Annotated in this window: 17 protein-coding genes and 1 pseudogene; 4 read left to right on the top strand and 14 right to left on the bottom strand. The window is 68.9% G+C overall.

Annotation, left to right across the window (positions count from 1 at the left end):
• Positions 1–443 precede the first annotated feature (443 nt).
• Positions 444–677, bottom strand: a pseudogene (locus tag ABZX22_RS28600) (transposase family protein); the annotation flags it as partial.
• 507 nt (positions 678–1184) lie between these two features.
• Here ABZX22_RS28600 and ABZX22_RS28595 point away from each other — a divergent pair.
• Positions 1185–2024, top strand: coding sequence for an IS5 family transposase (locus ABZX22_RS28595; protein ID WP_354914498.1), 840 nt, complete (start codon positions 1185–1187; stop codon positions 2022–2024).
• 36 nt (positions 2025–2060) lie between these two features.
• On the opposite strand, the gene ABZX22_RS28590 is transcribed toward ABZX22_RS28595, so the two are convergent.
• Positions 2061–2875 (bottom strand): IS5 family transposase gene (locus ABZX22_RS28590; RefSeq protein WP_354914496.1). Its coding sequence is split into 2 segments (ribosomal slippage): positions 2061–2539 and positions 2539–2875, totalling 816 coding nucleotides; the frame shifts between segments, so codons are not numbered across the junction.
• 317 nt (positions 2876–3192) lie between these two features.
• Entirely contained in the window at positions 3193–3939 is a 747-nt protein-coding gene (locus tag ABZX22_RS28585) for a DNA/RNA helicase domain-containing protein (protein WP_354914494.1), read from the bottom strand.
• A gap of 580 nt (positions 3940–4519) precedes the next feature.
• Between ABZX22_RS28585 and ABZX22_RS28580 the strand changes: the two genes are divergently transcribed.
• Positions 4520–5137 carry a PepSY domain-containing protein gene (locus tag ABZX22_RS28580; protein ID WP_354914492.1) on the top strand — a complete coding sequence of 206 codons (618 nt, stop codon included), beginning with the start codon at positions 4520–4522 and terminating at the stop codon, positions 5135–5137.
• A 190-nt stretch (positions 5138–5327) separates the two neighbouring features.
• On the opposite strand, the gene ABZX22_RS28575 is transcribed toward ABZX22_RS28580, so the two are convergent.
• From ABZX22_RS28575 to ABZX22_RS28555, 5 genes are all read right to left on the bottom strand, one after another.
• A complete protein-coding gene (locus tag ABZX22_RS28575) occupies positions 5328–8369 on the bottom strand; it encodes an AAA domain-containing protein (protein WP_354914490.1) in 3042 nt (1013 codons plus the stop codon).
• Positions 8370–8419: 50 nt separating this feature from the next.
• Positions 8420–9007 (bottom strand): exonuclease, encoded by a 588-nt coding sequence (locus tag ABZX22_RS28570; RefSeq protein WP_354914488.1) that lies wholly within the window; start codon positions 9005–9007, stop codon positions 8420–8422.
• Between the two features lie 6 nt (positions 9008–9013).
• The gene (locus tag ABZX22_RS28565) at positions 9014–9340 is read right to left on the bottom strand and encodes a hypothetical protein (RefSeq protein ID WP_354914486.1); all 327 of its coding nucleotides are present in this window, start codon (positions 9338–9340) and stop codon (positions 9014–9016) included.
• Between the two features lie 5 nt (positions 9341–9345).
• Positions 9346–10416 (bottom strand): hypothetical protein, encoded by a 1071-nt coding sequence (locus ABZX22_RS28560; protein ID WP_354914484.1) that lies wholly within the window; start codon positions 10414–10416, stop codon positions 9346–9348.
• Positions 10417–10622: 206 nt separating this feature from the next.
• The gene (locus ABZX22_RS28555; RefSeq protein ID WP_354914482.1) at positions 10623–13523 is read right to left on the bottom strand and encodes an ATP-binding protein; all 2901 of its coding nucleotides are present in this window, start codon (positions 13521–13523) and stop codon (positions 10623–10625) included.
• Between the two features lie 114 nt (positions 13524–13637).
• Here ABZX22_RS28555 and ABZX22_RS28550 point away from each other — a divergent pair, with 114 nt between their 5' ends.
• Both ABZX22_RS28550 and ABZX22_RS28545 read left to right on the top strand, forming a co-directional pair.
• Positions 13638–15500 carry a hypothetical protein gene (locus ABZX22_RS28550; protein ID WP_354914480.1) on the top strand — a complete coding sequence of 621 codons (1863 nt, stop codon included), beginning with the start codon at positions 13638–13640 and terminating at the stop codon, positions 15498–15500.
• 179 nt (positions 15501–15679) lie between these two features.
• On the top strand, positions 15680–17710 hold the full coding sequence (locus tag ABZX22_RS28545; RefSeq protein ID WP_354914478.1) for a hypothetical protein: 2031 nt from the start codon (positions 15680–15682) through the stop codon (positions 17708–17710).
• Here the strand turns inward: ABZX22_RS28545 and ABZX22_RS28540 are convergent.
• From ABZX22_RS28540 to ABZX22_RS28515, 6 genes are read right to left on the bottom strand one after another with little or no spacing between them, the layout of a single operon-like run.
• A complete protein-coding gene (locus ABZX22_RS28540; protein ID WP_354914476.1) occupies positions 17694–18200 on the bottom strand; it encodes a flavin reductase family protein in 507 nt (168 codons plus the stop codon). The two genes, ABZX22_RS28545 and ABZX22_RS28540, sit on opposite strands and share 17 nt — an antisense overlap.
• A complete protein-coding gene (locus ABZX22_RS28535) occupies positions 18197–18319 on the bottom strand; it encodes a hypothetical protein (protein ID WP_354914474.1) in 123 nt (40 codons plus the stop codon). Before ABZX22_RS28535 ends, ABZX22_RS28540 begins: the two co-directional genes overlap by 4 nt.
• Positions 18316–19674 (bottom strand): LLM class flavin-dependent oxidoreductase, encoded by a 1359-nt coding sequence (locus ABZX22_RS28530; RefSeq protein WP_354914472.1) that lies wholly within the window; start codon positions 19672–19674, stop codon positions 18316–18318. The genes ABZX22_RS28535 and ABZX22_RS28530 overlap by 4 nt, the downstream gene beginning before the upstream one ends.
• Positions 19671–20522, bottom strand: a complete 852-nt coding sequence (locus ABZX22_RS28525; RefSeq protein WP_354914470.1) for an ABC transporter permease — start codon at positions 20520–20522, stop codon at positions 19671–19673. Before ABZX22_RS28525 ends, ABZX22_RS28530 begins: the two co-directional genes overlap by 4 nt.
• Positions 20515–21309, bottom strand: coding sequence for an ABC transporter ATP-binding protein (locus ABZX22_RS28520; RefSeq protein ID WP_354914468.1), 795 nt, complete (start codon positions 21307–21309; stop codon positions 20515–20517). Before ABZX22_RS28520 ends, ABZX22_RS28525 begins: the two co-directional genes overlap by 8 nt.
• Positions 21306–22325: an ABC transporter substrate-binding protein gene (locus tag ABZX22_RS28515; RefSeq protein WP_354914466.1), complete on the bottom strand. Its 1020-nt coding sequence runs from the start codon at positions 22323–22325 to the stop codon at positions 21306–21308. The genes ABZX22_RS28520 and ABZX22_RS28515 overlap by 4 nt, the downstream gene beginning before the upstream one ends.
• Positions 22326–22439 lie beyond the last annotated feature (114 nt).

Here is a 22439-nt window from a genome sequence, read left to right as displayed (position 1 = left end):
CATCCAGCCCGGCCGCCCACGACTGGAGATCCTCAGACGTCACCACATCCGACACGAACGCGACTATAGATCACAAAACATGACTGTAGTACTAGGAGTGAAGCGACCAGCTATGGCGCCTGTCCAACTGCCTGACGACCACGAGAGATTGCCTGAGACGACTAGGGACAGCACGGGATACCAAGAGCAAGCAAGGTTCCCCAGGTCAGGGCTTGATCTGCCGTTCGGGACGAAGGGGCCGTGGGTTCAAATCCCGCCGCCCCGACCCGGCTCCAAGGCCACTTTCGATCAGCGGACCTGCGTGACAACGACCGAGGATAACCCGGACCCCAGCGGATCTTGATGGACTGAAGCCGCACGTCACACGCCCTGAGAGGTGCCGGCCTGATCTTGATTGAGGCTTTTCCAACCTGATCGCGCTGGTCAGTAGGAGCGGCGTCGGGCGGCCGCAGCCGATGAGCTTTGAACGGCGTGCGGATGCTGCCGCCCGCGCCTTGACAGCCCTTGTCGGCGAAGGTCTTCACCCCTGCGGCGGTCACCGCGTCGATCAGGCCGGTGGCGCGTGCCGCGGTCATGTTATGCGTGGCGCCGGGCAGCGCAGGTGAGGCTTACACCAGCCGGCCGGCCGGATCGGCCAGGACCTGCCCGTTCACGCCGTGGCGCCGGTTTTTGCTTGACAATAGGGGGGACGACAACGTCAGTCACCACGAGGGCTGACCTCGGCCCACACCAGCCGCAGCAGGGCAGCCGCTCCGCCTGAAGGCGGAAGGTCAGACTGCCGCGCCGCTTCCGATGCTCGGGACTGGCGGCCCGTCGCTCCGGGTCGGCTTGCCTCGAATAGCGGGGTGACCGTAGGTGGCAGGTGGGACATGCGCGGGATGATCGAGGTGAGGCGGAGGAGCAGGTAGGGTGTTTCAGCAGGTCAACTCCTGGAGCCAAACGCTTCCGCCCTCGCTCTAAGAGGGCGTTTTGGTGCGTCTCGTGAGCTGAAGTCACCTATGTCCGCTGGTCGGTTTGTGCGGCATGCGCGGTATCTGCGCATCTGGGAACCAGGGCACGCTCGCGTCTGCGTCCATTTCGTGAGGTGAAGGTGCTCGGATTCCGCCTGGCGTAGCTTTGCGGGAGACGCGCCGTGTTCGGCTGATGTTGGGGTGTCGCGGCGCACGGGGAGTAAGGGTCGATGCATGACCCCCCGACGCGCGTACCCCTCCGACATCTCCGACGCCCGCTGGGCGCTGATCGAACCTACCCTGACCGCCTGGCGCCAAGCCCGGCTCGACCGACGCCCGACCGGAGAGGCGGCCCGCACCGACCTGCGGGACATCTTCGACGCGATCTTGTATGTGAACCGGACGGGGATCGCCTGGAAGTACCTGCCGCATGACTTCCCGCCACACCCCACGGTCTACTCCTACTACGCCGCCTGGCGCGATGAGGGCATCTTCACGCAGCTCAACTATGAGTTGACCGGTCTGGCCCGCGTGAAGGCCGGACGCGCTGCCGAGCCGAGCGCGGCCGTCATCGACACCCAGAGTGTGAAGACCTCCACCAACCCGCCCACCACCACGCAGGGGACGGATGCCGCCAAGAAGATCGTCGGGCGGAAACGCAGCGTCGCCACCGACGCGCTTGGCCTGCTCCTTGCGGTGACCGTCTGCGCCGCCTCGGTCTCGGAGAACCACGCCGGAACCCGGGTACTTGACCAGGTCAAAGTCGCCCATCCTACGATTACCAAGACCTGGGTCGACGCCGGCTTCAAGACCCGGTTCGCCGAGCATGCCGCGGCCCTGGGCATCGACGCCGAGATCGTCCCCCGCAATTCCGGCGTCAAGGGCTTCCACGTGCTCAAACGCCGCTGGGTCATCGAACGCACCCTTGGATGGCTGATGCTGCACCGCAGGCTCGCCCGCGACTACGAGACGTTGCCCGCAAGCTCCGGAGCCATGATCCACATTGCGATGATCGACAACGTCAGCAAGCGCGTAACCGGCGAAACCACACCAACCTGGCGAGGGACGTACTAGGGCAAAAAGTTCAAACCAAACGCCCTCTAAGAACGCCTAACGCAATGAGGTAAGGCGGCGCCAGCAGATGAGCGCGCAGGCCAGGCTGAGGAACGCTTCGTGAATGTCTGCACGGATCTCCCACCGGATGCGCAGGCGGCGGAAGGCGTGCAGCAGAGCGAAGGCCTGCTCCACCACCCAGCGTTGTTTGCCAAGGCCAGAGCCGTGTTCGGTGCCGCGTCGGGCGATCAGTGGCCGGATCTGCAGTTTGCGGACCAGTCGCCGATACTTGTCGTGGTCATAGCCGCGGTCGGCGAGGACGGCGTCGGGGCGCTGGCGGGGGCGGCCACGTTTGCCGCGCACCTTGGGGATGGCGTGCAGCAGCGGCAGGAGCTGGGTGACGTCGTTGCGGTTGCCGCCGGTCAGGATCACTGCGAGGGGGATGCCGGTGGCGTCGGTGATCAGGTGGTGCTTGCTGCCGGGACGTCCTCGATCGACCGGGGACGGGCCGGTCTGTGCCACCCTTTTAGGGCTCTGATGTGGGAAGAGTCCACCACAGCGTGGGAGAGGTCGAGGGCATCGGCGGCCCGTAGTCGGTCCAGCAGCACCTCGTGCAGGCGCTGCCAGACGCCGGCGGCGTTCCACTCGGCCAGGCGCCGCCAGCAGGTCATGCCGGAGCCGTATCCCAGCTCTTGCGGCAGATGTTCCCACGCGATCCCGGTGTGCAGCACGAACAAGATGCCCTGCAACGCCAGCCGATCATCCAGCCGCTTGCGTCGCGGATGTCGGAACCGGCGCTCACGTTTGGGCAGCAACGGTTCGATGACCTGCCATAACTCGTCACCGACCTCCCACGGCTTCAGCCGGGCCATCCCCGCTCCTCTCGCCATCACTACAGCGAGAGATCAAAGCACAACAGAGATCATTCAGTTAGCCCCTTTAAGCGGGTACTGCACGTTCGACCTGCCGGGGCATTGACCTCTGCCAGGCATTTCAGCCCTGACCTGTGGTTTTTCGACCGCAGGCCTCACCCTCGATATGCCACCAAGGGCACCCGCACGCAGCCGTAGGACCACGAGTTGACTGGCTCCAGCAGTTCGGCAGTGTTCGTCCTTGCCAGTCCGATCGGTACAGGGATGAGGTGTTATCGAACGGGGACAGATGGGCGCCCCGAATTCCGTAGGGGCACTCATACACGCGGCTCCAGCAGCTTCGCCAGGAACTCCTGCGTCGCCGGATCGACCGAGTAGACGGCGGTGCCCATCATGCCGCGAGTCAGCAGCACCTTGTAGGTGTTGCGGATCAGCCGGTCCGCCTGTTCGTCACTGACCCCCTTCCGCACCAGAGCCGGGCCCTTGCTGGCACTGCGAACGGTGACCAGCCTGCCGTCTCGATACACCAGGTCCGGGCCGAAGATCACGCCGTTCCAGTCGTACTCGAAGCCCTGGGCGGTATAGACGCACCCCACCTGCTCGAACCCGCCGGGTGCGGTCGCCCACAAGGCGCTGGCCGGAGCGTTCCCCACAGCCCTGTCACCCTTGACGTTCCACGGCCGCGCCCAGTCGCCGACCCGTACGTCCGCGACCAGGCTGTCATCCCCGTTCGGGGCGCTCCAGGGCCAGCAGAACCCCGCCGTCATCCGCGCTGAGTACCCCGCGTCCAGCCTGCTCCTCAGCAGGGCCTCCAACTCGTACGGCGACTCGGCGAGGGAAACGGCGAAGTGGTCGTCACCCGTCCATACCTCCGGAGCGTCGCCGTCCAGGCCCAGCAGCCGCAGCACCCACTCCTCGTACGTGCGGCTCCCGCCGCAGCGGAACTGCGCGTCCAGATCGACCTGGTGTACGGCGAGGCCGAGAGAACGGGCGTATGCCGTGATGTCAGCGACCCGGCCTATCTCGCCCGGCCGTACCACCTGATGCTCGTCCAGCAGGAACACCGGCACCCGCGCGGCGGCGATCAGCTCGTCCAGCCAGCTGCGGCCGGCCCGTCCGCTCGGTTGACCTGGTGAACCGGTTGGCTGAGGTCTCGCGAACGCGGTGCGCCTCGTCGCAGATCAGTACATCGAGGTCGTTGGGCTTGGCGGCTTTACAGTCGCCCACGTGGTAGCCGTAGCCGACCCGCCCGAACTCGATCTGGTGCCGCACCGGATAGGCGCTCGGGTGATTCGTTGGTCGTTCGATGTTCGCTACAAGGAAGGGGATCCGCTCGCTCTCCCATGGGCGGGGTTCGACTACGGGCACCGAGACAGGGGCTGCACGTCGGTCTGTCCAGCGTCTTGGCATGCGAACTCCATGCGATCAGTTGGGGGCTGACAGCGCTTCAGTCGATCGTCTTATAGAGACATGCGCACCACTGGCGAATCGATGGGAATCGTTTACGAGAAGTAGTGACACCAGCTCATGCGGAGCTGGATCATGCATCTGCATGGTCGACCGGTCGTGCCCGAATAAGGGCTCTGGGTCGAATTGTCCGACTTTCGGGCTTGGCTTTGTCGAGGCTCGGGCAGCGTCAGCAGTATGAGTGACAGAAAACGGGCAACCAGCATTATTCGCTCCGTCTTCGCCGGCTCGGCCCTGCTCGCGGTCGCAGCCTGTGGGAGCGCTGCCACCCAGTCCAAGGCCGTCGAGGCCGCGCCCGCTGGCGGCGCCATCGCCGGCCTCGCGTCACCATCGGAGATGCCGGGCGACCCCAGCCAGGAACCCGGCGGCATGGCGGGCCTCGAGAAGGCGGGCGCCGCAGCCGTCGCCGCCGTCCAGGGCTCCACGATCCTCTCGGTCCAGGCGGAGAACGACGGTCAGCTCTGGGAGATCCAGTTGGCCGGGCCCGACGGCACGGAACGCGTGATGGAGGTGGACGCGTCAGGAAAGGTGGTCTCGGAACCTCGGGTCAAGGACACCGGCGAGACAGAGAAGGGCAGGGTCATGAGCATCGCCAAGGACGCCAAGGTCACCTTCAAGGAGGCGGTGGAGAAGGTGTCCTCGGCAGTGCCAGAGGGCAAGATCACCCACCTGAGCCTGGACAAGTACAACGAGAACACTCTCGTCTGGGACGCCGATGTCGTCACCCCGGACGGCACCTGGCACGGGGTCAAGGTCGACGCCACGACCGGCGCCGTGACCAAGGAGGGTGGCTGAGCCCGCATTCGCTGCCGGGGGCCTGCGGCTTCTCAGTCGCAGGTCGCTGTCGGCGGTCACGCACGACCACACCCAGGCCGGCGTGACTCACTCATCGGTGTACGGCGGCTGCCTACTGACAAGGACCCCTCGCGTAGCGCGGCCAGGGTCGCCGCTCACGCGTGAGGAGTAGATCTGCCCGTCGTGCGTGTCAGGCACCCGGTGGTAGCCATCGGCTGATGGCCTGTCGAGGGACAGATGCGTCGACATGCCACAGCGTCCGTACTCCGTCCCATCTCGCGCGCATGCCGGCCGCTCGCGCCGCCTGTTTGAACTCCTCCTTGTCGTGGATGGGGACTCTCACGTAAAGACGGCCGTTCACGACGTCGCCGGCTTTGATGCGGCCGTCTCCAGGTGTCGGCTGCTGCCGACTGCGCGTGGGACGTTCCATACGGGCGCGTTCGGCGATGTGGCGTACCCGCTTGCATGACGTCGGATCGGTGATGCGCATCATCAGATCGGTGGGACCGAGGTTCGCCAGGAGGTTCAAGGATCCGTGCCACAGCACCGTCTCGTCGATGATGAGGACTTTCTCGTGCATGCGTTCTCGTGTGGAGATCTGGCAACCGGCTGCCGTGAGCTGCTGGACGAGGCCGCTCTTTCGCGGATCGCCGGAATAGTCGCGGGTGTGGACGGTGACCTTGACCCCGGAGTTCAGGCGTGGGGTGAGGTGCTGGAGCCACGTGCGGACGGGATCCGGATCGAGGAAGGCGCAGTAGATCTCGATTGTTCGCTGAGCACGGGCGATGTCCCACATCACGGCGCGGGGCACTTCATCGGCGGGAAAGAACGCTGGTCGAGCGAGCTCGTCTTCGGGTAGCCCAGCCAGGTCTGCTGCGCTGCGGAACGGCACCAGGTCGTCTACCGACAGCAGTTGGGCATGCCGTTCCAGATGGGCGAGCATGCGGGCAGCCTCGCTGCCAGGGCTGAGTTTGGCATGGAGGAACTGCGTGTCCGCGACCACGACAAGGTGGTCCTGAGCTCGACTCAGGGCGACGTTGAGCAGGCGGCAGGTGGACGATGAGAGCCCCACCTGATCGTAGAAGTAGCCGAGCTTGTCGCCGGCCCCAGCCACGGTGTCAATGATCACGAGGGGACGCTGGCTGCCTTGGAAGCGGTGAACAGTGTCCACCAGCCCCTCGTACGTCTCGCCGAATCGGTAGGTCAGGCTTTCCTGCAGCGCTTTCACCTGGGCTCGATACGGTGCGATCACCGCCAGACGATCTGTTGGCCGCTCTCCCGCCGGCAGGCCCGTCCATCTGCGCGCCGGCAGGACTTCGTCGTACTGCAGGCCGCGAACGAGCTCATGGACGACGGCCTCGTGGACGGTGTTGGTGGTGTGCGCGCTGGGGCGATGGAGAGGATGGGGAAGGCGGCGCGGAGTGGTGTCCACAAGAATCAACGGACTCTCGATCAAAGCCGAGGTAGGCAACCTGCTCTGGTCGCCTCGACCAGTCCGCAGCGGCGCGTCCGGATAGGCGACCGCATTGACGACCGCACAGATCGCCGGGCGCATGCGGTACTGGGTGTCCAGGCAGACCATGCGGGGGTCGTCGCGGCGAGCCGCCCCCGTTTGGTCCACTAAGCCCGCGGTGGTGAATGGATCGCGGTCCATCCACTGTGTGGCGTGCTGCCGATCATCAGGGGATGCCTGCCAGTCGCCGGCGGCTTTCGTCACTGCAGGCAGCTGACGAAAGTCGCCGGCCACGACAACGCGACGAGCGGCCAATCCCGCGGCGCACCAAGCCGAAGGAGTGTTCACCATCCCGGCCTCATCGATGACCACGACATCGATGCTGTCGAGCAGCTTGCGGGACTGCACAGCCTTGGCGACCGTGGTCCCCATCACCCTGCAGTTGCCCCGCACCATCTCAGTGGTCTTCTGCAGCTCCTGCTGGAGTGCGCTGAGCTGCTGCTGCAGCTGGTCACAAACTCGCTGAAGCGGCTCTCTCGCGGGCACATCCCGCAGTCTGCGGCGTAGGTCGGCCAACTGTGGTTCCTCAGCGGCAGCCTCGTTCGCGTAGGCCTGCTGATCGGCCAACGCGCCGCGCCGCTGCTGGTCCAGAACCGCCATCGTCTCTTGGTGTTCCCGCTGGGCATGACCCAGTTGTTCAAGCTTGGCCTGCTTCTTCCTCGCGAAGAGGCCCGATGGCTCACCGATGTCGTGGACCTGCTCCTGTATCTGTCTGATGGCCGCGCCCCGGGCCTGGAGTTGCTCTTCACAGGCGAGGACATGCCGCCCTGCCTCATCGCGCAGCGTCAACAGATCTCGTAGTCGACGCTCTACGACATCCGCCTCTCCGTGGAGCGCCAATGCCTGTTGCGCAGCCGTCAGCCGTTCCCGAGTATCGGTGATCTGCGTGGTCAGCCGGGCCGATAGCCGTGCGATGACCCGGGTGGGATTGATCTGCTCGCCGAACTTGGCGGCCAGCGACGCCAGCTCTATTTCTCCCGCCCGCTGCACCAGCCCCGCGTCGAACTCCTCCTCATCCGACAACAACTCGCAGATCCGCTCCATTGCTTGGTCCACCGCGACCTTGGTGGGCGCCACGAACAAGACCCGTAAGCCTTGCCGGTAGCAGCCCTCGGCGATGCACGCGACAACATCTGTCTTGCCTGTTCCTGGTGGCCCCCAGACGAACGTGAGATCGCTGCCGAGCGCCTGCTCGATCGCCTGCCGTTGCCTGTCGTTGAGCTGGCGGTGGCGGTAGCCACGGATGAAGCGTTCAGGAGTGGGGCACCGCTCGATGCGAGGCTGTCCCCGGCCGAACAGCCAGCCCGCCGTGGTCAGGTTGACCAAGCCGTGAGGCCTCCCGGCCGTCTCCAGCCGCTCGACGAGCGTCTCCAGGCCGACCGAATCGTCCAGACGCAGTTGGGCGTTGGCGGGCTGGCGCAGGTCGGCCGTAGTGCGCACTCTGATCTTGCCGTCCGGCATGCGCGCCACTTCGGCACTCACCCATGCCTCGCGGGAGCGTTCGGGGCGGATCAGCAGCTTGTCGCCGGAGAAGATCTCCTTCCAGCTCCTGCAGAAGAACAGGTACTCCCTCTTCTCTCCGTTGTTCCCTACCACCCGTCCGCCGGTCAGGGACAATTTCTCTCCGTCCCCGTCACTGCGGAGCTCGGCTGTGATTTCCAGCCGTACGGCTCGCAGCAATTCGTCGACGGGAAAGGGATTACGCCGAGAGCCTGTCATCACACTCCTTGTGGACGACGATCAACAAGGGCCGGTGCTGGGTGAGGATTTCAGGAATGCCACATTCGCATGAGGTTCTGCAGGAGCTCGGCCTGTTCGATGGCGTCGTCCAGGGCGTTGTGCGTGTGGGGCCTGGCGGACAGCAGGTGGGACGGCATGGTGCGCTTCGTCGAACGCACGATGGGTGTGGACGCCTTGGCCGCGTAGAGGGTCTTCATGTCCAGGCATCGGGAGTGGCCGAAGGGTGAGCCCTCGTCCGCGAACGTCATGAAGTACCAGTACATCCACATCCAGTCGTAGCCCAGCGGGTAGGCGGCGAACACCGGCGACGCCTGGGCCTCGTCGGCGCGGCCGGCGATCCAGGCGGCGGCCGCGTTCATCGCGTCGCGCGGTGCCTGCCCGTCGGCGACCAACTTGGCTCTGTCCAGCCCGCTCACGCCGAGCGCCTCCGGGTCGTAGGTCTCGCTGATCGGCTGGAGTTCGGCGTAGAAAGTGTCCTTGGCCGGATCCATCGCCTGGAAGGAGGTGCCGTCGAACGTTCCGGCGACAGCCAGCCCGAAGCTCAGCATGGAGTACGGCCCCGGGATCGGCCCGTCGGCCTCCACATCGACCGAGAAGTACAGGTCAGGCTTGGCCATGGTCGCCTACGCGCTCGCTGCCGGAGTCTGCGCCGTCACGGTGACCCCGACAGCCGCTGCGGCTTCGAGGATCTGGCGTCGCAATTCCTCGACCTCATCGGCGGGGAGGGGGTCCCGCTCGTAGGTGAGCCGGATGCCCCACTTGTCGTCCTCGTATCGGGAAAGGTCGAGGCGGATCCATCCGCTTTCTCGAGACTGGAGGATCCTCGAGCCGAATTCCTGATCCCAGTCGTCGCTCAGGCGGCCTCGTTTGTCCAGAGCCAGAAGCTCTCTGAAGGTGTCCAGATGGTCGCCGAGAGGCCCGCTGATGCTGATGCTCAGCTGCAGTGTCATCGCCATCATGTGCTCCCGTGCCTAGTGATGATCCAGTCTGTCTCGCGGAAGTGGGTGGAGATGCCTTTGCCGTCTGCTCTCTTGTCGGGTGGACCTGCCGAACCGAAGAGCGCGGGGGCGACCTCTCGCCCGAGATCAGCTTCCCAGCGTTCCTTCCACGACGTTAACGCCGGGAAGGTGTCGCGGACCGTGTCCTTGTCGATGAAGTCGTACTTCCGGTGCGCGAACGACTTCCCATCCTCATGTACGGAGCTGTCCCATACCTGCCGCGCCTTGTCGACCATGGCATCAGAGGAAAGCTGGACGTCATAGTCGCTCCGATCTTCCGGACGGCCTCGGTCGTCGAGCATGCCGAGTTGCGCTTTGGCGTCGAAGGGGACCCTCGAGGGGCGTTCGTCCTCTGGACGGTCGCCGACCCAGGCGTCCCATCGCGCCTTGGCCTCGGGCTGGTCGGCGACGTCCTGGTCCCTCGGAAAGTCCTTGTGCGGTCCAGAGAAGAACTGCGCGGACGAGCCCTGCAGGCGGATGTCCACCTGTGAAGGGTCGATGCCGTCCGCCGCCAGCGCCACCAGGAGGCTCCCGGTGAACTCCTTGTACTGCTCGGGGTTCATTCCCAGCGGGGCTTCGAACCGTTGCCACTGTTCGACCTGACCGCTGTCGATGCCGAGGACGTCGAGGTCCTCCTCCCGTACGGCATAGCCGGTGTCGTCGTGCGGCCAGCCGCGGACGCGGTCTCCGGACTCGCTGTGTTCGACGGGGACGCGTCCGTCCTGGTCGATGTGCCCGGCCGCCTCGGCAGCCTGGCGTCGCGCCTCGATCGGGTCCGCCGCGGAGTCGTCCTCATGCACGATGTCGGCCGATCGGTCGTCGACCGGGGAGACGTCCGAATGCTCGCCCGGCTCGGCCCGCTCTTCCCGCGCCTCATCCGCCGTGTCGCCCTCCGCACGAGGGCCGGGGAGATCCGCGTCGCCGCTCGGGGTGTCGGCTTCCCGCCCCTCATCCGCCGTGTCGCCTTCCGCGCGGGGGAGATCCGGGCCGCCGCTCGGAGCGTCGGCTTCCCGCCCCTCATCCGCCATCTCGCCCTCCGCGCGATGGCCGAGGCCATCTGGGTCGCGGTTCGAGGCGGCGTCCGGTTCGGCGGTTCTCCAAGGCTCGGTCGTGTCGAGCGCCTCGTAGTAGCTCTGCCGTCCACGAGCCTCGACCGGCGGGGGATGCTCGTGGTGGGAGGCGCGCTGGTCGGGTGCGCGTTCGCCGTGGTCGTCGGGCCCTTCCCGCAACTCGCTCACCCTGGAGCCTCCACCAGTCTCGGGGCCAGATAGTCGAGTGGCCAGCGCAGGTCGCGGAACGGCTGGAGCGCCTGTTCGAGGCGTGCCCGCCAGCGTGGCTCGAACGTCCGCGTCTCCAACACCGTCTCGATCACCGACACCTCGCCGACGCCGAACGCGATCTCGTGCGTCTTTCTCAGGTCCCGCTGGTCGTCGGCGATCCAGCGGCTGACGAGCGCGTGCTGGTCGCGAAGGCTGAGCGCGGGGATGCCCCATTCCGCCGTGCGCGGGTGCGGACCGCCCTCCGGGTCGTCCCGCACTTGTGCGGCGAGCGCGTCGCCGACCAGGACCCAGCGGTACGGCCTGGCCAGCCATGGCGGCTCCTCGGCGACGCAGACGCGCCGCCCCTCCGACAACCAGGCGAGCATTCCTCGCATGATGTGGACGGCCAGGTCCGATGGGCTGATCCGGTCCGCCACGGCGGGCGTTCGAGAGGCGATCGCGGCGTCGACGGCCTGGCCGAGAGCGCAGTCGCGCGACCGGCGTTCCATCCCGCCGAGCTGGTCGCGAAGCTCCTGTTCGGGGAGGGGCAGGCCCCAGCCGGTCAGGTGACCTAGAACGCCGAGTTCCGCCCAGAGCACCAGCGACGGATCCGGGCGGCGTGCCCGGCTCATCTCCCGCAGTGTGCACGCACGGGTCGTGCAGTCCGTGCCGCACGCGGAACTGCGGCGCGACACGAGCGTGTCCACGGCCGCCACCAGTCCCCGCCCCTCCCCCTCACCGCTCGCGGGACGGCGCGAGTCGGGTGCGACCTCCGCCGCCACCTGCCCCGGCCGCTCCTCCTCACCATTTGCGGGACGGCGCGAGTCGGATGCGACCTCCGCCGCCGGCCGTTCCTCCGGGCCGGGATGCATCTGGGTCAGCAGTGGGTAGTCGAAGCCGTCGGCGAAGACCGCGGCCTGGCCGGGTGGCAGTGTCACGATGTATCCGGACTGCTCCTCGGTCAGGTGCATGGTCGCCCCCACCGCCTCCCGGTCGTCAGCAGCCGGAAGCCGGTGCACGATCTTGACCGCGGTGTTCTTGATGACGTCGTCGACCAGTTTGGAGGGGATCTGGTCGGCGATGATCAGGCCCTCGCCGTACGCCCTGGCCTCGGCCAGCATGGACGCGAACATCTCCACTGCGTGCGCCGCGGGTCCCTGGGTGCCGCGGCGCAGCAACCGGTGCGCCTCCTCGACGACCGTCAGGTGCATCAGCCCGGTGGCCCCGCGGCGGTGGACGCGGAGGTGTTCGACCAGCCGCAGCAGGATCGTTCCCATGAGGAACGACTTGCTCTGGTCGTCGCCGACGTCTTCGATCTCCAGGACGACGTTCGTGGCCAGGAGCTTGCCGATGTCGAGCGGGTGCCCGTCGTGGAGGAACCTGCCGCTGGTGCCCTGGCGCAGCGAGGACAGCCGCACGCGGATGAATCCGTGGACGTTGTCGGCGATCTCCTTGCCGTAGCCGATCTCGTCGACGACCTGGTCGGCGGCGCGTTCGAGGTCGGCCAGCGTCGGATGACGCGGCGTGAGCCCGGGGGTGAACGGCTCGCCGAGGGTGAGGTCCCAGCCGAGTTCGGTGTAGCAGCGGGTCAGCGCCGCCGCCAGCACCTGCGGGAACGGCTCGTCGGACTGGAAGGCCGCCAGGAAAAGCGCCTTCACCAGATCCGCGTGGGTCTGCAGCGGGAATCCGGCCTCTGGTTCGAGCGGGTTGAGGCAGGCCGGCGCCACCTCGGTCTCGCCCGGCCGGATGGCGATCACCTCGGCTCCGGGCAACCGCGCGGCCATGGTCCGGTATTCGGCCTTCGCGGGTTCCACCACCAGCCACGGGATGCCGCTGTCGGTGGCCGCCTGTAACAGGGTGCGGATGGTGCGCGACTTGCCGCCGCCGGTGGCGCCGGTGACGAAGGTGTGCCGGTTCAGGCTGGCGGTTTCCAGCCGCAACGGGCCGGCGGGTCGCCGGTTGCCGTCCAGCACCACGCCGATCTCGAGCCCGGCGGTGCCGGCCTCGGGGGTCACGTCGAACGACGGCCGGTCGACCAGCCGCACGCCGGGGATCTCCCTGGCCGGCGGTACGGCAAGCGCCGCCACCAGCCGCGAGGAGCCCACGAACGGCGCGCCGTCCGCCAGGGCGCTGCCGAGGGCGCCCGCCCGGCCCGTGGGAACCAGCTGGTACGGCAGGCCGTCGAGGTCGGCCGAGGCGCAGACGAGCCCGGCCACCTGGGCCGCCGCGGCCGGGTCGGCGCCCGCGGCCAGGAGGTGGACGCGCCACATGCCGCTAGTGCCGCCCCGCACCAGTTCGGTGTAGCGGGTCTTGGCGCGCCGGGCCTCCATCTCGTAACGCGGTGACGACGTGCGGGCCTGCGCCCTGCGCTGGTCCTCGGCCGCCTGCTGCGTCAGCGCCGCCAGTTCCTCCGCGGTGACGGGCTCGGCCAGCAGCAACCATGCGAACGGTTCCTGCCACACCGCCAGCAGCCCGTCCTCCAGGGACGGCCGCGACGGCTGTTCGCGCGGCGGGTCGTCCTCCAGCAGGAGCCCGTCGCAGATCGCCGTGACGCGGCACCAGCTGGGTAGCCGCGCCAGCCGCTCTTCGAACTCTTCGGCGCCGAGCGGGGTGGCGCCGGCGCCCGTGGGCAGGCGCAGCGCCGCCGTACCGGCATGGCGCGAGCCGGCCAGCGCCCGGCCCGCCACCAGCACGTCCACGGGGCCGCCGGCCCTCGGCCGGATCCATGCCATGGCGATCGGGCCCGCGCCCGCGTGGAACGCCGAGCTCACCGCCGCCAGTCGCTGCCGTGACCCGGCCCTTCCGCTGCCGTCCACGTCACCGGGCCGGGGCACCTCGTGGACGGCGAAGGCGGGGAGCGCGGTCAAGGCGATCACGACCCCGAATCGTCACCCACGCATCCGGATGCGTCAAGGGTTTGTCACGTAGTGCAGTCAGTTTCATGATTGCCTGGTGACCTGAGCTCTCCCCTTCAGCCTGGGAGCATCCGTATGACTGATCGGTTACCTGTGTCCCAGGGGCGCCTGTTCACCCCCGGCAGGCGGCTCGGCTGGGTGTTTCGCGATCCGCACTCACTGTCTCGCCCCTTCACCGAACCAGAGCCGCGTCCGCGGCCTCTTCCCGACCACGTCCTCGCTCACGCCCACCACGCGCACGCCGCCCAGCGCCTTCAGCGCCGCCAAGCATGGACGGTCTTCGGCACGATGTCGCTGGCGCTGCTGGCGATGGCCGGATGCACGCGGGTGCTCGGCAGCGCGTATTCGGCCGGCGCCGCGCTCTCCCTCGTCGTCCTGAGCGTGCTCGCCGCCACGCCCGGTGTGGTCATGGCCGCGGTCGCCGGCCACCGCAGGACCGTCGCCGACCACGCTCTCGCCCGGGCACGGCAGTTCACCGAGCAGGAGCACCGGCTCGCCCACGCGGCGTGGCTGGAGCGACGTGCCGCGCACGAGCGGGCGCAGCGGGCCGCCGTCGCCGAGGCGCTGGAGTGGGGGTCGGCCCACGCGCCCAGCTCCGCCCGCCGGCTGGACGTGATCGGCGGCAGCCTGTGGGGCTGGGAGGCGCTTCTCACCGTGCACGGCGCCTCGATGCTTTCCAGCCAGCCCGTCCTGGTGATCGACCTGTCCCGCGAGGTCGTCTGCCGTGAGCTCGCCACGCTCGCCGCCGCGGCGGGTCGCACCGTGCATGCCGAGGTGCTGCCGGCGCAGCTGGCCGGCTCGGTCCTGGGTGCGGGCCTGTCGGCCGATCAGCTGGTCGACGCGCTCGTGGAGTCGATGTACGGCGGCGAGCGGCCCGCGGCGCGCGCGGACCGGAGCCTGGACCACCGCCTGCTGAGCACGCTGGCCGGGGCGCTGGGTGAGCGGGTCACGGTGGCCAGGCTGGTCGCGGGTGTGCGGGTGCTGCTCGGCCAGGACGACGGGGCCGGTCGTCTTACGGCCGAGGAGCGCGATCACATCGCGGCCGAACTCTTCTCCGACACCTACCTCGAGCAGGCGCACCAGGCGCTCGCCAGGATCGAGTCCTACCTGCATCCCCTGCGGGAGCTCGGCGCCGGACGTCCTGCGCGAGCGGACGGCGTGGCGCTGACCTGTGTGGCGCTCGAGGAGGCCGGACGCAATCCGGGTGGCGAGCTGCTCACCGACCTGATCGTCCAATGGCTGACCCACTACGTCGGGGCCGCCGGCGCGCATCCGCCCGCGGTGATCGTCGCCGGGGCCGACGAGCTGTCCCGCGCGCATCTGGAGCGGCTGTCGGACGCCTGCGAACGCCGCCGGGTGCCGCTCACCGTGCTGTTCCGGCACCTGCGGGAGTCCTCGCTGCAGCTGGTCGGTGGCGGGGCGGTCGCGTTCATGCGGCTCGGCAACCATCAGGAGGCCGTCCAGGCGGCCGACTTCATCGGCCGCCGGCACACCTTCGTCCTGTCCGGGATGACGCGCACACTGGGCGGCAGCCAGACGCACACCGCCACCGACACCTTCGGTCGGTCCGCGACCAGGGGGACGAGCACCTCGCGCGGCCACACCGAGTCGTCCACCGGGGACGGCACGCCGTTCGGCGGGATCGTCAGTCTCAGCCGCGGCTTCAGCAGCTCGACGGGCACCAGCCAGTCGACGACCCGGAACTGGTCGAGCGCGCGGGCGTTCGCCGACGGCGCCTCGTGGAGCGACGCGAGCTCCACCCAGCGGGTCTACGAGTACGCGGTCGAGCCGACGGCGTTGCAGCATCTGCCCGACTACGCGGTTCTGCTGGCGGAGGTGGCGGCCGGGCAGGGGGTGCGGGTCACGCCTGCCGATTGCAACCCGGCGATCGTCACGTTGCCACGGGTCAGCACCGAGCCGCTGCCTGTCATTACTTAGGGTGATTTTTCGGGATCTTCACATCTCGTTCACGTAGATACATAACATGTATGCATTCAGGCGATCGACCCCATCGCAGTGGAGGCACCCCCATGCCGCCAGACCCTCCAGGTCCGTCGAAGCCGTGGTACGCGTGGAGCGAGGATCCCGAGCTGTCAGCCGATTGGCCGGCTCCACGGGTGGACGTCGAGGTGGACCACACCCGGCTCAAGACGATCGGCACCGCGATGTGGACCGACCTCGGCGCCGGACGGAACCCCGACCCCGGAGCGGACACAGGGGAGGGGCTCCCTTCCCGCTTCAGCGGGCTCCTGCTGGACGACTTCACCGACTGGGCCTGGTGGGGTTCGATGCAGGCCGTCCGGACGGTTCTCATCACCGTCGACGACGCGCTCAAGCGGGGCGCCATGGCCGTTCACCGTAGCTACGCCGACCTCGGCGGCCTGCTGTACGCCACCGGCGACAACTACGACCGGGCCATGGAACAGCGCCCGCTGCTGGACAACTCGATCAACGGTATGGGGCTCCGGCACGACGTGGTCGACACCAAGCAGCCGTGGGAGGACGAGGACGTCTCGCCGTACAACGCGTCCAGCGTCAAGGAGTGTCTCGACTCGGTCGATCCGCTACGGCTGGCCGCGCAGGGCACGCTCTGCTCGGATCTGGCGATGTGGTTCGCCGAGCTCCAGGGCGACCTCGAGGGGCGGGCCCGCGAGCTGGCCAATGCGTGGCGCGGTCACACCTCCGAGCTCGCGCTGGAAGGGATGCGCAAGGTGCACGCGACCTGCCGGGCTCTGGCCCATGTGAGCGGGCAGACCGGCGAGACGATGAGCTGGCTGGCCGGGGTGCTCCTGCAGTACCAGATGAACTTCGAGAGCGTCCTCGATCTCGACGGGCAGGAGGACGGCGACGAGCAGGGGGGCGAGGGGGACGGCGACGGCTGGGCTCGGTCGCTGGGAGCCGGGGCGCACGAGCGGGCACGTGACTACCTGCGGGATCTGAACGTCCAGTTGGCCGTCGCGCACGGCATGCTGCCCGACCAGGTCGAGACCCTGCTGCCAGGGGTCGTCGTCGCCGCCGGTGCGAGGGCGCCGCGCAGGCAGCGGGAGCGCGGGGGCGAGCACGTCCTGGGGAGCGGAGGTGGCGGGCGGGAGGCGGGCGGCTACCCCGGCTACCCCGGCTACCTGGTGCCGCCGATCGCGCCCATGGCGGGTGGCGGTGGTGGAAGCGCGGGCACGGGAGGATCCCCCTCGCGTGGCCAGAGGCGGCTGCCGCCGAGCTCGTTCGCCGGCGAGACGAGGGTGCACGCGTATGAGCCGGAGCGGGACCGGGTGCGGCGGGCGCGGCCCCTGCCGGAGCCGCGCGAACAACGGCAGGCGGAAGATCGCCGGCCCGGCGCGGACCGGCCTGGCGCGGATCGGTCCGGCACGACCCGGCCCGGCGTGGACCGGCCCGGCACGACCCGGCCCGGCGTGGACGTGCCTGGCGCGGATCGGCTCGGCACGGACCGGCCCGACCGGGATCGGCCCGACCGGGATCGGCCCGACGGGGATCGGCCGGGCGGCGCCGACCAGGCGGGGAAGGGCGACCGTGAGGGTGCCGACCGCCTCAAGAGGGCGTCCGGCCAACCGGAGGGCGACTCGGCCGAGCAGTTCGTCGACGCCGCGCAGGAGCCGCGCCCAGACCAGGTCGTCGACGTGACGGAGGAGCCCTGGCCGAGTCTCGACGCGATGGAGGAGCCCTGGCCGGGCCGGAGCCTCGACGCGATGGAAGAGCCCCATCCAGGCCAGGGTCTGGACACGACGCAAGAATTTGGCCCGGGCCAGAGTCTCGACATGATGCGCGAGTCCCGGCCAGGCCAAAGTTTCGGCACGGCGCAAGAGTCCCGTCCAGGCCAGGAGAGCATGGCGAACGGGCCGCACGACACCCGACCGGACCAGGAAACCGACGTGGCCCACTCGCCGGACGGCCGTGGGCCGGGTCAGGGGGATGACAGGGGAAACTCGCCGTGGGACCCCCTCCCAGGCGGCCGGAAGGACGATCCGGCGGACGCACCAGGTGGGAGGTCCTACCCGGCCCCGGAGGCTCGCGTGGGCGGGGAGGCTCGCGTGGGCGGGGAGGCTCGCGTGGGCGGGGACGGGGCTGCCGGTCCCCGCCCGGATCTGAACGACGAGGACCGGCCAGACGACGTGGTCAGGGGTGGGCGGTGAAGCGGCCGAAGCTGCCCTGGTGGTACAGGAGCGGACGGCCCCGGTGGTGGATGTCCGCCTCCGCCACCAGGCCGACGACCAGGATGTGGTCGCCCACGTCCACCCTCTCGTACGGCAGGCAGATCAGGTGCGCGGACACGTCCGCGAGCAGGGGCGCGCCGAGTTCGCCCGGCCGCCATCGGGTGGGTTCGGCGAACCGGTCGATGCCTTTGCGGGCGAACCGGGTGGCCAGTTCGGCCTGGTCGCTGGTGAGCACGTTGACCGCGAAGTGGTCGGCGGTGGCCAGCCACGGCCAGGTGGCGGAGGCTCGGTCGACGTAGAAGGAGACCAGGGGCGGGTCGAGGCTCACCGACGTGAAGGAGGTGGCCGTCAGCCCGACCGGCACTCCCCCGTTCTGCGCGGTGATCACGACGACGCCGGAGGCGTGGACGGCCAGGGCCCTCCTGAACCGGTCGGCGTCGACGGCGCGTTCGGGCATCGTGTCGGTCATGAGCCCCCCACCCCATCGAGCTCGTGGTCGTGCATGGCGCGGGCCGTGAGACCGCCGCCGTGGTCGGGCACAGCGCGCGCCACGAAACCACCGCCGTGGTCGGACAGGGTCCCGGTCATGAGGTCACCACCACGTCCAGTTCGCGTTCGGGTGCTGCCGCGTACCGGGACGGCGGTCTGGCAAGCCCGTAGTTCTCCCGCAGTGTCCGCCCCTCGTACTCGGTCCTGAACAGCCCCCGGTCCCTGAGCTCGGGCACCACGTGGTCGACGAAGTCCTCGAGTCCTCCGGGCAGGATCGGCGGCATGATGTTGAAGCCGTCCGCGGCGCCGTACTCGAACCATTCCTGCAGTTCGTCGGCGATCTGCTCGGGGGTGCCGGCGACCACGCGGTGGCCGCGCCCGCCGGCGAGGCGGGACAGCAGCGCGCGTACGGTGAGCTGCTCGCGCCTGGCCAGGTCGACGACGAGTTTGCGGCGACTCTGCGCCCCTTCGGTGTCGACGCCGACGTCGGGGAGCGGCTTGTCGAGGGCGTCCTCGTCGAGGTCGACGCCGATGAGGGTGGACAGCTGGACGAGCCCGTAGGCGGGGATGAGCAGGTCGTCGAGTTCTTTCTCCAGGCGCCGCGCCTCCTCCTCGGTGGAGCCGATGATCGGGGAGATGCCGGGCAGGATCAGCAGTTCCTCCTGGCGCCTGCCGTGGGCGCGCAGGCGGTTCCTGAGGTCGATGGAGAACGCGCGCGCCTCGCCGAGGGTCTGCTGGGCGGTGAAGACGGCTTCGGCGTGGCGGGCGGCGAAGTCCTTGCCGTCCTCGGACGAGCCGGCCTGGACCAGCAGCGGCCGGCCCTGGGGGGCGCGGGAGGTGTTGAGCGGTCCGCGGACGCTGAAGTGGGGGCCGGCGTGCTCGATCGGGTGGATCTTCCCGAGGTCGGCGTAGGTGCCGCCGGCGCGGTCGCCGAGGACGGCGTCGTCCTCCCAGCTGTCCCAGAGCTTGCCGACGACCTCGAGGAACTCGGTGGCCCTGGCGTAGCGTTCGGCGTGCGGCGGCCGTTCGACGCCGAAGTTGTGCGCTTCGGCCTCGCCGGCGGAGGTGACGATGTTCCAGCCGGCCCGGCCGCCGCTGATGTGGTCGAGCGAGGCGAACTTGCGGGCCACGTGGAAGGGCTCGTTGTACGTCGTGGACACGGTGGCGATCAGCCCGATGCGCTCGGTGACGACGGCCAGCGCCGACAGCAGCGTCAGCGGTTCGAGGCCGCCGAGCGCGTTGTGCTTCACGTTGCCCCACAGGGCCAGGCCGTCGGCGAGGAAGACCGAGTCGAGGGTGCCGCGCTCGGCGGTCCTGGCCAGGTTCTGGTAGTGGCGGACGTCGGTCAGCCTGGACGGCTCGGCGCTCGGGTGCCGCCATGCGGCCTCGTGATGGCCGACGCCCATGAGGAAGGCGTTGAGATGCAGTTTTCTCGTCGTGTGGGTTCTCGTCATGTGGTCCTCCAGGTCGAGAAGCGGCGCTCCACGCTGACCAGGAGCTGGTTGAACAGCAGGCCGATGGCGGAGATCGTGATGATGCCTGCGTACATGTCGTGGATGCGGAAGCTGGATTGGGAGGCCTGGATGAGGTAGCCGAGCCCGGCCTTGGCGCCGACCATCTCGGCGAAGAGCAGGACGAGGATGGAGTACGCGCCCGCCAGCCGTACGCCGGTGAAGACAGTGGGGACGGCGGCGGGCAGGATCACCTTCTGGAACAGCCGGAACGGGCCGAGGCCCATGGATCGCGCGGACTTGACGAGCAGGGGTTCGACGGTCTTCACGCCGCTGATCGTGTTGAGCAGGATGGGCCAGGAGCAGGCATAGAGGACGAATGTGATCTTGGTGGTCTCGCCGATGCCGAGGATCAGCGTGAACACCGGCAGCAGGGCGACGGCCGAGGTGTTGCGGAACAGTTCGAGCAGGGGGCTGAGGAAGGCCGCCACGGGCCGGTACCAGCCGATGGCCAGGCCGAGCGGGATGGCCAGGGCGATGGCGAGGGCGAATCCGGCGAAGGAGCGCAGCAGCGAGGCACCGAGGTGCTCGCCGAGCTGCCCGGAGAGCAGCAGCTCGTACCAGGCCACCAGGTTCTCCGACAGCGGTGGCACGAACACCCGGTCGACGACGCCTGCCCTCGGCAGCGCCTCCCAGAGGGCGAGCAGCAGGACGATCGCGGCTGAGCGCTCGACGGCCGTCGACAGCCGCCCGGTCCTGGGCTTCCTCTGGACGCCGGCGTCGGAAGGGCCGTGCCACCGCGCCTGGGCGGGCTGGCCGGAAAGGGCGACCGGCGAGGTCAGCTCAGCCAACGGAGCCCACCTCCTCGCGGCGTGCGGCGGCGACCTCGTCGCGCAGCAGGGTCCAGATGTGGTGGCGGTAGTCGCCGAAGCGCGCCTCGGCGCGCAGGTCGCCCTCGCGGGAGCCGAACTCGACGGCGAGCGTCTCCTTGATGCGGCCGGGCCGGGAGGTCATCACGGCCACGCGCTGGCCGAGGTAGACGGCCTCGTCGATCCCGTGCGTGATGAAGACGATCGTCTTGCCGGTCTTCTGCCAGATGTGCAGCAGCTCCTCCTGGAGCGACTCGCGGGTCTGGGCGTCGAGCGCGGCGAACGGCTCGTCCATCAGCAGGACGTCGGGGTCGAAGGCCAGGCTGCGGGCGATGGCGACGCGCTGGCGCATGCCGCCGGACAGTTCGTGCGGGTAGCGGTCCTCGAACCCGGCCAGCCCGACCAGGTCCAGGTAGTGCCTGGCCCGCTCGGCGCGTTCCTTCTTCGGCACGGCCTTGGCCTCCAGGCCGAACTCGACGTTACCGGTGGCCGTGCGCCAGGGGAAGAGCGCGTACTGCTGGAAGACGATGCCCCTGTCGAGCCCGGGGCCGGTGACGGGGACGCCGTCGATGAGGATCTGTCCCGAGGTCGGCGGGGTCAGGCCGGCGATGAGGTCGAGCAGCGTGGACTTGCCGCAGCCGCTCGGTCCCACGAGCGTGAGGAATTCGCCGGCGCGGATGTCGAGGTCGATGCTCTCCAGCGCGGTGAACGGCCGGTCGGCGCCTCTGACGTCGAACACCTTGCCCACGTCGCGGATGACGATCTTCATGAGGCGCTCCCGCCGGCGTAGGGGTTGTAGGCGTTGGTGAACAGCTCGGACAGCTTGACCTGGCCGGGCTGGATCTCGCCCTCGCGCTCCAGCCAGTCGATCCAGGTCTGGAACTCCTTGCCGGCGATCACGCCGCCGGCGCCCGCGATGCCGGAGCTCTTCCAGAACGTCACGGCGGTGGCGTCCTCGCTGCGCCCGCGCCTGGCGATGATCTTCTGGAAGGTGGCGACCACCTCCTGACGGGGGTGGGTCTGCGTCCAGCGCACGGCCTTGGCGAACGCCTCGACGAAGGTCCTGGTGGTGCGGGGGTTGGCGGCGATGAAGTCCTCGCGCAGGACGACGGCGCCTGCGGTGAACGGGCCGAACAGGCCGACGTCGGTGAACAGCGGGCGCAGCCCGCCGCGCTGCAGCGCCTTGTCCTTGAGGATCCCGCCGAGGGTGCCGACGTCGAGTTGACCCTGGCGGATGGCCTGCTCGGTGTTGACGGGCGGGATGACGACAAGCTCGACCTGCTTGATCTCCTCGGGGGTCAGCCCCTCGCGCTTGAGGTACTCCTTGATGACCGCTTCGTGATGCGCCCCGAGGGTGTTGACGCCGATCTTCCTGCCGATCAGGTCGCGGGCGGTCCTGATGGGGCTGTCGTCCTTCACGTAGTAGCCGTTGAAGCTCCGCTCGTCGGAGCCGTAGTAGCCGATGACCGCCTTGATCGGCGCCTTGGCCGCCTTGAGCTTGATGATCGCGCCGTTGAAGGCGCCGCCGATGTTGGTCTGGCCGGTCGCGACCGACTGGATGTCCTGGGGGCCGCTGGTGGTGTTGCCGACCCAGGTGAGCTTGATGTCGCCGAGGTAGCCGAGCTCCTGGGCGAGTTCGGGGAAGGTGACGGCGCCGGCGCTGCCCTGGTAGCGCAGTTCGGTCGTCTCGGCGCCGCTGCCGGTGGCCGAGCCTTCGGCCGTCGCGCAGGCGGCCAGCGTCGCCAGGGCCAGCGCGTACGGCAGGGCGTGTCTGATCTTGATCAAGGGAGTGTCCTCACGAGAGCACGGCGGCCCGCGGCGGGGCGGGCACGCCAGGGGAGTGTTCGTCGGTGGGTCGCGCGGGCGCCTTCGGCCACGCGGGAGGGAACGGCACGCGAT

Source organism: Nonomuraea sp. NPDC003804 (assembly GCF_040610675.1).
GTDB lineage: Bacteria > Actinomycetota > Actinomycetes > Streptosporangiales > Streptosporangiaceae > Nonomuraea.
This window is presented reverse-complemented; position numbering and strand designations above follow the sequence as displayed.

Coding starts and splice junctions, on each gene's coding strand:
- ABZX22_RS28595 (WP_354914498.1), top strand. CDS start 1,185: ATGACCCCCCGACGCGCGTACCCCTCCGACATCTCCGACGCCCGCTGG.
- ABZX22_RS28580 (WP_354914492.1), top strand. CDS start 4,520: ATGAGTGACAGAAAACGGGCAACCAGCATTATTCGCTCCGTCTTCGCC.
- ABZX22_RS28575 (WP_354914490.1), bottom strand. CDS start 8,369: ATGACAGGCTCTCGGCGTAATCCCTTTCCCGTCGACGAATTGCTGCGA.
- ABZX22_RS28570 (WP_354914488.1), bottom strand. CDS start 9,007: ATGGCCAAGCCTGACCTGTACTTCTCGGTCGATGTGGAGGCCGACGGG.
- ABZX22_RS28565 (WP_354914486.1), bottom strand. CDS start 9,340: ATGACACTGCAGCTGAGCATCAGCATCAGCGGGCCTCTCGGCGACCAT.
- ABZX22_RS28560 (WP_354914484.1), bottom strand. CDS start 10,416: ATGGCGGATGAGGGGCGGGAAGCCGACGCTCCGAGCGGCGGCCCGGAT.
- ABZX22_RS28550 (WP_354914480.1), top strand. CDS start 13,638: ATGACTGATCGGTTACCTGTGTCCCAGGGGCGCCTGTTCACCCCCGGC.
- ABZX22_RS28540 (WP_354914476.1), bottom strand. CDS start 18,200: ATGACCGACACGATGCCCGAACGCGCCGTCGACGCCGACCGGTTCAGG.
- ABZX22_RS28535 (WP_354914474.1), bottom strand. CDS start 18,319: ATGACCGGGACCCTGTCCGACCACGGCGGTGGTTTCGTGGCGCGCGCT.
- ABZX22_RS28530 (WP_354914472.1), bottom strand. CDS start 19,674: ATGACGAGAACCCACACGACGAGAAAACTGCATCTCAACGCCTTCCTC.
- ABZX22_RS28520 (WP_354914468.1), bottom strand. CDS start 21,309: ATGAAGATCGTCATCCGCGACGTGGGCAAGGTGTTCGACGTCAGAGGC.